Genomic DNA, 12,331 nt, shown 5'->3' with positions numbered 1-12,331 from the left:
CAAGCTCCTCCAAATGATAATACCATCTGCGACTAGAAATGAAAGGTTATATTTTCAATGTCTGCGTTATCCACGACTATACCTTCAATCTCAATCGCGTTTATACTGATTTCGGGATCGCGGCTTATGATATTTAATAGGGTTAAATAGTCCTTTGCCATTTTCTCCACCGTTTCTCTTACAAACAGCTTGCTGGCATACTCGAATTCAAAAAAGATTCGGTCTTCACCGGTTTCCGCAAATAACGACAGATCAAACTTGGAGCTGCTCTTCCTGTAATTTACGGGAGTCAACGTGATCTTCCCGATCCTATGCTCCTTGCCCGGACTATCCTGAAGCGCCAGCATGGTGCTAAATATCGGATTTCGTCCCGGATCCCTCTTGATCTTTAATTTGTCCAGGAGCATATCAAACTGATAATCCTGATGTTCATAGGCTTCAAGCAGGTTTTCCTTCACCTCCGCAAGCAGCGCGGCAAAGGACCGGTCTCCTCTTGGACGACTTCTTATGGCAAGCGTATTGACGAACATGCCGATGATATTTTGCAAATCCGAATGCGTCCGGCCCAGCACCGGCGATCCCACGATAATATCCTGCTGCGAGGCATATCTGGACAATAACGTGCTGTATGCTGCCAGCAATACCATATAAAGCGTTGTGCCGGTTTCCAGACATAGCGTGCTCAACTGTTCCTTCAATGCATTCCCTGTTTCAAAAATGATGCTTTCACCTTCAAAACTTTGCATAGCCGGTCTGGGGAAATCCGTGGGCAAATTCAGAACGGGAAGGTCTCCGGAAAGCATATCCGACCAATATTCCTCCTGCCGGCTTGCCGCCTCCGTCTCCAAAAACCGATTCTGCCACGCCGCATAATCCTTATACTGAACACGGATCTCCGGCAGCGGTTCGCCTTGATATAACTTCGCGAACTCCTGCACCAGAATGCCGACGGAATACCCGTCCGAAATGATATGATGCATGTCGGTTAACAGCAAATGCCGATCCTGGCTCAAACGGATAACCCCGACTCTGAGCAGAGGCGGCTTGGTTAAATCAAAAGGCCGGATAAATGCGTCGATGTTATGGATCAGCTCGTCGCTCCATCCATCCGCGGGATCGGAACTCCAATCATCCCCAGGTTCCGTATAGCGGATGTCCACCTCCGCGTGCATGTGTATCCGCTGCACGGGTTCGCCGTCCACGATATCAAACGAAGTCCTGAACGCTTCATGCCTCTTCACGATTTCACTAAACGCTTTCTCCAATTTCACCGGATCGATTTCGCCTTCCAACAGCGTTGCCCTCGGCATATTGTAGCTTGTGCCGATTCCTTCGATCTGATGGAGCGAGTAAAATCTCCTCTGAGCGGATGAAAGCTCGTAATAATCACCGGTCTTTATCGGCTCCAGCGACGAATGGATGTTTACCGGCGCCATTCTCATATATTCTCTCATCCCTCTGATTGTCGGGGATCTGAAGATCTCCCGGAGCGGAATGTCCACATGGAACGCTTTATGAATTTCAGCCGCGAGCAGCATCGCACTAAGCGAGTGACCGCCCAGTTCGAAGAACGAATCCTGCACGCCGACCTTGTCCTGTGCGAGGATCGCCCCCCAGATTTCAGCCATTTTGCGTTCAACCGGATCCGCCGGCATTTCGTACTCGACCACCATGACGGCCGCATCGGATGGTTCGGGAAGAGCCTTGAAATCGATTTTGCCGTTCGGCGTCAACGGAATCTGCTTCAACTTCATCATACGTTGCGGAACCATATAGTAGGGAAGCCTGTTTGATACATATTGTCTTAATTCCAATGAGTCTGCGCCTTCTTTCAACACAAGATAGGCGTACAGACTATTGTTGAAATTCTCGTCCCTTCGGGCGGTCACGACTGCATCAATCACCGAATCATGCCGGCGCAATATCGAGGCCACTTCCTCCGGTTCCACCCGGAACCCGCGTATTTTCAACTGGCTGTCCGTTCTTCCCAGAAATTCGATCTCTCCGTCAGCCGTGAGTCTGCCCAAGTCTCCGGTTTTGTACGCTCTGACGGTCCCGCTGCCGAATGAAGCCTCTACGAATTTTTCGGCATTCTGTTCATTTAGATTCAAATATCCTTCAGTCAATCCTTCCCCGGAAATACAGATTTCGCCGGCAACCCCGATGGGAACAAGCTTCAGTCGCGAATCCAGCAGGAGCACGCTAATATTGTCGACTGGCCTTCCGATGACGGTTTTCTTCGCGTAGGAATCGGGATTGTCGAAACGGACCGTATGGGTTATGGCTCCGATGGTCGCCTCCGTAGGCCCGTAATGATTGATGACCCTCGCGCCAGGATACAAGTGGTGAAACTTGCCGATATCGGCAGCCTTGATCTCTTCTCCCCCAAGCACGACCAATCTCAATTCCTCAAGTGTCCGCTTCTCCCCGATTGACGGACTACCGATTGACGGACTGTTGATCATAAGGCCAAACAAGGAAGGTGTGAGCTTGATATAACTGATTCTATAAGCTGTCAAATACACCAGCAGCTTCTCGGGAACGACATACATATCCTTTGAAGCCAGATGCAGCTCACATCCGTTAAGAAGCGAAGAATATAAGCTTGTATACCCCAAATCAAAGGCGAAGGACGATAGCAGCATCGTTCTGTCGCCAAGTTCCAGCGCCGCTGTTCGGGTGAACCACGAGCTGTAGTTGACCAGGCTTCGGTGTTTGACGGGAACACCCTTCGGAATCCCGGTCGTGCCGGATGTATAAATGATATATACCGGATCATTGGATGTGCCATAATCCGCAGGATTCGCAGCATCGCCGGGGACTAATCGTTCATAATCAAGCGGCATGATTTCGCCCGGATAATCGACAGCCGCCGATAAATGCGGTTGAACGAGAAGCGCAATAGCCCCGCTGTCCTCAAGCATATAACGGATGCGTTCCCCCGGAAATTCGGAATCGATGGGAAGATAAGCCGCGCCGCTCTTGACGACGCCCCATATTCCGATAATCATTTCGAGCGAAGGCTCCGCCAGTATTCCGATTACCGTCTCCGGTCCTGCTCCCATCCCGATCAAGCGCTTGGCCAATTGATTCGCTTTCTCGTTCAATTCCTTATACGTCATTGATCTTGGGCCGGATACAACCGCAGTACGGTGAGGATGCTTCTGTGCCTGTTCCTCGAAAAGCTGCTTGATCGTTTTTTGATCCGGGAACGGCATCCTCGTCCTGTTGAAATCGCTCAGCAGCATCTTCTTCTCTTCTGCGGATAGGAGATCGACTTCTCCCAGAGGAACTGTCCTGTCTTCCGCAATGATTTCAAGAATCCTGACCAGGTGTCCGGCCATCCTGACGATCGTTTCCTGATTGAACAGACTGGTGCTGTATTCCAAAACAAAGCGGAGACCGCCTTCGCGCTCGGTCACTTTCAGCTCCAGATCAAATTTGGCCGTGTGACTATTATATTCGAATGGAATAACTTCAAAATCGTCCACCTGCGCCTTGGCCATATCCACATTCTCAAACGCAAACATCACATCGAACAAAGGATGACGGCTCAGATCCCTTGCGGGCTGAAGCTTCTCAACCAGCATTTCGAACGGGTACTCCTGATTTTCGAGCGCCTCCAGCGAACGCTCCGCCACTTCCTTCACAAAGGCCTCCAACGTTTTGCCGGGATCAGGGAAATTACGCAGCGCAAGCGTATTGACGAACATCCCGACGATATGTTCCAACTCGGCATGCCGCCTACCCGCCACGGGACTACCCACTACGATATCTTCCTGCCCGGTGTACTTCAGCAATAGAACATTATAGGCCGCCAGCAGCACGGCATACAGCGTAACGCCTTGCCCACGGGCAATTCGATTCAATTCCGAGGTCAAGGAATGGTTCAACTCAAATTCAAGCTGATCACCCTCGAATATCCGCGTGCCCGGTCGGGGCCGATCGGTGGGCAAATCCAGCAGCGGAATTTCCGATGAGAATGTTCGGAGCCAGTAGTCCTCCTGCTTTTTCATCCTATCGGAAATCAGCCATTGATTTTGCCATTCGGAAAAGTCTTTATACTGGATTCTTGGCTCCGGCAGGGTTTCCCCTTCGTACAAGCGGACAAACTCCCGGATCAGAATGGCGATTGATTGTCCATCCGATATTATATGATGCATATCATACATAAGCAGACATTTGGAGGCTGACACTTTGACAATCGCGGCTCGAAATAATGGCGCCTGTTCCAGCTCAAACGGTTGCACAAATTGTTCAAGCAGTCGTTCCAGCCCGCTTTCATCGGCGTGCAGATGCCGGATCTCCAATTCCGCATGCCGATGCACGATTTGGTAGATTCGTCCCTCTTCTTCTATGAAGGAGGTTCGCAGCATTTCATGCCGCTCTGCCAGCACTCTGAACGCCCGTTCCAGCCGCGGCACATCGATCCGGCCACTCAGCAGCACTGCTCCCGGAATATTATAATTGGTGCTTGCACTAGCCAGACGGCTTACGATAAACAGCCTTCTCTGGGCAGCCGACACCTCATATCGCGCCTTCTCCGCTGCCGGCCCGATCGACAGATACGCTTTCTTGTCCATCGTTTCTTCGATCAGCGCTGAAAGCTGTTTGATTGTAGGAGCTTCGAATACATGGACCAATGGAAGCTCCACTTCAAACTCACGGTGGATTTCGGAAATCAGCATAATCGCCTTTAGGGATTGGCCGCCGATCTCGAAAAAATGATGATTGATTCCCACAGTGCCGGTTCCCAATATTTTTTTCCATATGGATACAAGTCTGGTCTGGATATTATTGGCCGGAGCTTCATATTCCGCCATGGGGTTCATCACGATTTCCATACCCGCGAGCGCCTTGCGGTCGATTTTTCCGTTTGGATTCAGCGGAAGCCGATCCATCGGAATGAAATACGCGGGAATCATATACGCCGGGAGCAAATGGTTCAGAAATTCTCTTATGCCCGACGGCTCGTTCGTCATCGGATCGGAAGCCACATAGAACGCGGCAAGATCATGCTCTGTCGTATCTCGCGATTTCACAACGACTACGGCATCTTTTACGAGGCTGCAGCGGTTCAATATACTTTCGATCTCGCCGATGTCGATCCGATGGCCGCGGATTTTGGTTTGCTCATCCTTCCGCCCCAGCACCTCGATATTACCGTCTCCAAGCCGCCTTCCCAGATCTCCCGTAAGGTAAAGACGGTCGCCGTAACCGTCGAAGAACGGGTCTTTTATAAACTTCTCATTCGTGAGCTCCGGGTTATTCAAGTACCCCCGGGCCAGCGGAATGCCGCCGATACCTATTTCGCCTTTAACTCCCACGGGAAGCAGCCGCATGTCTTCGTCAACAATGTAAATGCGCCGATTTGCCAGAGGCTTGCCGACGGGAATGCATGTCAAATCCGCACTCTTGATGCCCTCTCCGGAAACGGGGTACAGCGTGCTGGTCATCGCCGTCTCCGCAGGTCCGTAGGCATTGAGAAGAAGAATATTAGTGAACGGGAGTTTCTCCCACAGTGCGACCTTCTCCGGAAGCATTCGTTCCCCGCCGACGATGACAAGCCTGAGCTCGCCGCCCGGAACCGTGTCAGGCTCAATATGCCACTGCTGTACGACTTCGTTCCAGTAGGAGGTCGGGAGATTCGTAACCGTAAGCCCATACTCCTTGCATTTTTGCGAAAACTGCCGCGGAGTCCACATTCTGTTGTCCCGCAGCACCAGAGCGGCGCCCGCTGCCAATGTCGTTAGAACCTGTTCAAGCGAAATATCAAAACCGATTGAAGAAAACTGGAGGACACGGTCCTCCGGAGTGAGCCGGTAACGACCGATCAAATCTAAAGAATGGCTTACAACCGCTTCATGCGGCATCATGACGCCCTTAGGCCTTCCGGTTGAGCCGGAAGTATAGATGACATAGGCCAGATTCCCGGGACCCACCCCGGAAGCCGGCTTATCTGCCGGTTCCTGCAGCAAAACGTCCCATTCCCTATCCAGGCATACGGTACGGCCCTCAGGGTTGCGGACCTTCGCTTCAAGGCTCGATTCGGTAAGCAGGACAGGCACCCGGGCATCTTCCAGCATCAAGTCGACCCTCTCGCCCGGATAATCGGCGTCAATGGGAAGAAAGGCGCCTCCCGCCTTCAAAATACCCATGATTCCCACGACCAGGTTGATAGATCTTTCCACGAATAACCCTACCGGCACTTCCGGCCCGATACCCCATTTCATCAGCTTATGAGCCAGCCGGTTCGAGAGGATGTCCAGCTCGCCGTATGTCAGCCGCTCATCCCCGCATATAACCGCCGTATGGCCGGGACGCAGCTTCACCTGGGCTTCGAATAATTCATTAAAGCTTTGATCTTTGGGAACATTCATGTAAGCATCGCTGCCGTCTGTAATCTGCCTCAGCTCGTCACCGGATAACATTGAAATCTCGCCGGTCGTGCGGCCTTCGCCTTCTAGTAATCCCTGGATTATATTGATCAAATGCCCGAGCATCCGATGTGCCGTGTCGTCTGCCAAATAACGATAATCAAATAAGAGATTGAAATGCAGCTCAGGCTGCAAATTGCAATAAACAGTCAGAGGATAATCCATCTGCTCCTCTACCCTCATGGATTGCACCTTTAAGGAGCCCAGACCGTCCTTCAGCGTTGTGTCGAAGGGATAATTTTCGATGATGACGATGCTTTCATACAGATCATATAAGGCTGAATTCCTCGGCACTTCGCTCCAGCTGCGAATATCGGACAGGGGCGTGTATTCGAATTGACGCATTTCAACGCTGCTCCGCTGTATGTCCTGGAGCCAGGGGATCGTTTCGTAACCCGCATCCGCAAACACTCGAAAAGGCAGTGTATTCATGAAGCAGCCGATGATGGAAGCTGAACCGGCCAGTTCAGTCGGACGTCCCGACGACGTGGCGCCAAATACAATATCTTTCTCCCCGGAATAGCGGTTTAATAGAATCGCCCAAGCTCCCTGTATGATCGTATTTAATGTGAGCCGGTGCTTCCTGGAAAAGTCCCGCAGAGCTTCCTGCATAGCCGGCTGTACCTCATACACGGCTTTGCCGAATGCCGGCGTCTGTTCTGCTGCGATCTTGGCAGCTGCGGGAAAAAGGCCGGCAAAATGTATAGGCGTTTTAAATCCCTTTAACGACCGCTTCCAATAGTGCTCGGCCTGCTCCAAATTTTGTGCGCGGTACCATTTGATATATTCCTTGAATGGCAGCGCATCGTTCATTGCGGGTTCATGACCGGAGGAATAAGCCTCATACAACGTTCCGATCTCGCTCAGGAGAATGCCGATGCACCATCCGTCAAGCTGAAGATGATGGTGCGTCCATATCACCTCATAGGCGGACTTCTCCCATTGCACCACCAGAATTCTCATAAGCGGCGGCTTGGAAAGATCGAATCCTCTTCTGCGGTCTTCTTCGATAAGCCGTTCCATTCTTGAACGTCTCCCGGATTCCGGAACGCCCGTCCAATCCAGAACTTCAAATGGAATGTTGATATCGTGGTGGATAATCTGTACGGGCTCCTCCAATCCCTCCCAATGGTAGGAAGCCCTCAGGCTTTCATGCCGGTTCAGGACCGTTTGCCATACCTTCTCAAAGGCCCCGATATTCAATCCGGTATGAATCGAGTATATGGTTTGCTCCACCGTCACGGATGAACCCGGAGAATATACATGGTGAAAGATCATGCTTTGCTGCACGGGTGAGAGCGTATAAATGTCTTCCACATTCCGGTATTGCCCGGCCCATTCATCCAGCTTGTTTTGTCCAACCGGGGCAAGAGGAAAATCGGACGGCGTAAATTGACGCGTTTTCTCCGCCTTGCAGATCAAGATGATGCTCCTCAAATGGCGGACAAAATCCTCCGCCAGCTGCCGGATCGTCTCCGGCAGATGAATTCGGGTGCCGTACTTCCAGTCGATGGTCAGCACACCGCCTGCAATCATCGCGTCGATATCAATCAGATGGCTCCGGATTCCCTTCAAATCCCGGGCACTTCCCGTATTTACGTCTGCCAACTGAAATAATCCGCTCTTTTTCAAAACCTGGTCGAACTGTCCCAAATAGTTGAAGCTGATTTGCGCTCTCGGCTTGGATGCGATCGTCTCGCGGATGCCGTCCTCCGCCAGATAATACAAAATTTCATACCCGATTCCCCCGCCTGGGATGCTCCGGTACCGTTCCTTCACCTGCTTGATCAGACTGCCACTCATTTCGCCGGATTCCGCATCTCCGGCTGTATCTCCCAGGACGATCGGATATACCGAGGTGAACCAGCCGACGGTCCGGGAAACATCATGCTCCTCCAGCAGCTTCTCTCTGCCATGGCCTTCCAGATCGATAAGCGCCGCCCCGGACCAGTCCCTTAATGTGCAGGAAAGCGCGGCAAGCAGAATATCGTCTATTCGAGTCCGGAACGGTCCGTGAATATCATGCAGCAGGCTGTCCGTTTCTTCCTTCGTCAGAGTAACGGATATCGTATCGGCGGCCTCCTCCGTATTGAGTCCATGGTCCAGATCGGCCGGTATCGGGTTTACGGAAGAGGGGATACTATTTTGCCAATAAGACTGTTCACCCTTAATTTTGTCCGATTTCGCATATTCGCGTATATGCGCCGACCACTTCTTAAAGGAGAGACTGCCCGGGAGCAGCTTCACAGACTCACCCTTTTCGAGCTGTTCGCAGCTATCCTGCAGGTCCTGGGTTATCACCCGCCACGAGTAACCATCCACAACAAGATGATGTGCGGTAATAAACAGTTTCCCGCTGTCTTCTTTCCCAAACTGGAAATACGCCGCTCTGATCAACGGCCCTTCCGTAATGTTCAAGCTGCGCTGAAGCAGGGAACAGGACTCCTTCATTTTTTCTTCGCGCTGCCATGGCGAAATACCGGACATCTCAAATACTTCAAACGATCCTTCGCCGCGCGCGTCCGAATAAGTCTGAATCCACTCTCCGCCGCGTTCAATAAACCGAAGCCGGAAGCTGTCATGAGCGCGTACCAGGTTTTGGAAGCTCTGCTTCAACCATTCAGGATTCATACCGGGGCGGGTTTCAAGCAAAACCGCTTGATTCCAATGATGTACATTTTCCAAATTCTGCTCAAAAAACCACTTCTGAATAGGTGTAAGCGGAACTTCTCCCGTCTCCGGCGCTTCTGCCGCCTTTGCTTCCCTGGTCTCCAATTGCTCCGCCGCGTTTGCAAGCTCGGCGATCGTCTGGTGCTGAAAGATTTGGCTTACCGTGATCGGAATCCCCGCTTGCATCGCTTTCCCGGCAATCTGGATGCTCAGAATGGAATCCCCGCCCAATTCGAAAAAATTATCGTTAATGCCGACTGCGCCCTTATCGATTCCCAGCACGGAAGTCCATATGTCTGCAAGCACTTCCTCTGTTTGGCTGCGGGGAGCCGCAAACTCATTTCCGGTAATCGCTGCGGGAGCAGGCAAAGCCTTCCGGTCAATTTTCCCTATGGATGTCAGCGGCAATTTTTCCAGTCTGACAAAGCTGGAAGGCACCATATAATCCGGCAATTCCGCCGAGAGGAATTCCCTCAGATGCCTGGTTTCCAATGGGATATTTGCGACTATATAAGCGCAAATCGTTTTTTTACCCTCATGATTGTCCAGATCGATCACGACGGCATCCCGAATTTGATCATGCTGCAGCAACCGGTTCTGAATTTCCCCGAGCTCAACCCGGTGGCCTCTGATCTTCACCTGGTGGTCCGCTCTTCCGATCAATTCCACTTCTCCGTCAGGAAGCCATCGTCCCATATCGCCTGTCCGGTACATTCTTTCATCCGGCATGAACGGATCGCTCATGAATTTCTCGGCCGTAAGCTCGGGCATGTTCAAATACCCTCTGGCCACTCCGGCTCCGGCGATATACAGCTCGCCGGCAATGCCGATCGGGGCAAGATTACGGTCACGGTCAAGAATATAGCATCGCGCATTGGCAATCGGTTTGCCAAGCGTTACTTTGCCTGCCGAGCATAACGAAGATAAGGCGTCTACTGTCGTTTCCGTTGGCCCGTAGTTGTTATACAGCACATAGCCATTCCCGACCAGCTCGTCCTTTAACGAATCGTCAAGCCTTTCTCCGCCTGATATGATGATGCGCAAACTGTTTAATTTCCGCTTGCTGCTCATTAATTGTTTCAATAACGTCGGGATCAGGTTAATGATATGGATTTGATGCCGGTCCACATAATTGCCAAACTGCTCGCGGTCCAGAATTACGTTTTGCCCTGCGATATGCATTGCAGCTCCATGAAGCAGGGTCCCGAAAAATTCTTGTATGCTGGGGTCGAATATATAATTCGTCATTTGCAGGACATTCGTAGTGCTATCTATCCCGTACGTTCCGGCAAACCACTGTATATGGCTGACGACGCTTTTGTTCTCCACCATGACGCCCTTTGGCTTCCCTGTCGTTCCGGACGTATAGAATACGGCGAACAGTCCATCCGGGTCGGGATCTCGAACAGGGCTGAATGTCTGCCCCGAATATAACCGTTGATCGTCCAGCAGCATGATGCGTTCGGCCGGAATATCCGCTGCCAAGCGGCCGCTTTTATCGAGCGGCTCTTGATGGGCAAGCAGCAGCCTGGCGCCGCTATCCTGCAGCATATACCTCTTCCGCGATTCGGGAAATGCGGGATCCACCGGCAGGTATGCGGCTCCCGCTTTAAGAATGGCGATGATGCCGGCAATCATTTCAACCGAACGTTCTGCCATGATGGCGACGATTTCCCCGGCCTTCACGCCTCTGCCGATCAACTCATGCGCCATGCTGTTCGAAATCGCATCCAGCTCTTGATACGTGACCGTTCTCCCCTCGCACACGACAGCGATATGGTTCGGCGTTCTTACCGCCTGCCGTTCGAACAAGCGGCTGACCGCCAGATGATCCGGGAACGCTGTCCGGGTATTGTTGAAATCGTACAGGATTCGCTTTTTCTCTTCGGCGGAGATGATTTCAATTTGGTCCACCCTTTTCCCGGGTGTCCGAATCACATCCTTCATAATTGCGGCAAAATGCTCCGCCAGCCTGATGACCGAAGATGAGCCGAGCACCTGTTCATTGCAGCTGAAGCAAACCTCAATATCGTCTTCAATGGTCACGCTTATCGTTAAATCATAATTCGTCATTTCAAACGCAGAGTAAGAGCTGAAGGCAATTTCGCCTTGTTTGCTCGTGACGGTCCGGTCCAAAGGATAATTTTCAAAAACGACGATCGTATCGAACAGCTCTGCCAGGCCATCCAACCCGCTGTATCGTTTGATATCCGCGAGAGGGGTGTGCTCATGCTCATCCCTGCTCTGTAATGACCCGTGCACCTTTCTTATCAGATCTATGGCCGACTCATCCGGAGTGCGGGTTACCCGGAGCGGGATCGTATTGATGAACAGCCCGACAATCTCCTCAATGCCCTGAAACCATGCGGATCTTCCGGATACGGTCGTGCCGAACACAATATCGTCTTCATTCACATTTTTTTGCAGTACGATTCCCCAGACGCCGTAGATCAGAGAGGCCAGCGTCACTTCATTTTGCCTTGCAAAACGCTCCAGTTCGTCTTTCGAAAATCGGATACGATGATGAATGTCTCTTCGTTCTTCGGGGCGCTTGATGATTTCGGATGTCAGCCTTGTTTGCGAGTCAAACCCTTCAAATACACCCTGCCAAAACCGCTTTTGCTGCTCTTTATCCTGATTTTGAATGATTTTAACAAAATCCTTATACCTTTTCTTGTTCGGGCGTACGACGTTCTCCGAGCGGCTTAACCCCCGGTATGCATCCATAAATTGTTTTAACAGGAGTCCGCTGCTCCAGCCGTCAAATAAAATATGATGGCTGCTTATGATCATTTCATGCTTCTCTTCCTCCAGCCGGCATAACGCGATCCTGAACGGGACCTTCCGGAGATCAAACTTCTTCTCCCCGTCCTTCGTTTTGATGTCTTCTAGCAGCAACCGCTTGTCGTCTTCATTCCGATCCTGGAGGCTGTGGAGCTCCAGCTGCAAGGGATGCTGTTTCAAAATGATTTGTACAGGGGCTTTGACGTTTTCCCAACGAAACAGCGTACGCAGCATTTCATTGGTTTGAATGACGCTCTCCCATGCTTCCGCAAAATGCGCCTCATTCACCTTACCCGAAATTTCCAGACACAGCTGCTCGAAATACTCGTCGCTCAGGGGATCTTTTAAGTAATGAAACAAGATTCCTTCCTGCATCGGGGTTAATCCAACGATGTCTTCGACATGCTGTCGATCCAGCTTCGCCATAACGTAAGCTCCTC

General features: G+C 51.4%; 1 protein-coding gene. It reads right to left on the bottom strand.

The features are described 5' to 3' along the window. Window positions 1-32 precede the first annotated feature (32 nt). Window positions 33-12,317: an amino acid adenylation domain-containing protein gene (locus tag AC0YOA_RS22175; RefSeq protein WP_475788458.1), complete on the bottom strand. Its 12,285-nt coding sequence runs from the start codon at window positions 12,315-12,317 to the stop codon at window positions 33-35. Between the last annotated feature and the right edge of the window lie 14 nt (window positions 12,318-12,331).

This window comes from Paenibacillus sp. JT22N12 (assembly GCF_056269365.1).
This window is presented reverse-complemented; position numbering and strand designations above follow the sequence as displayed.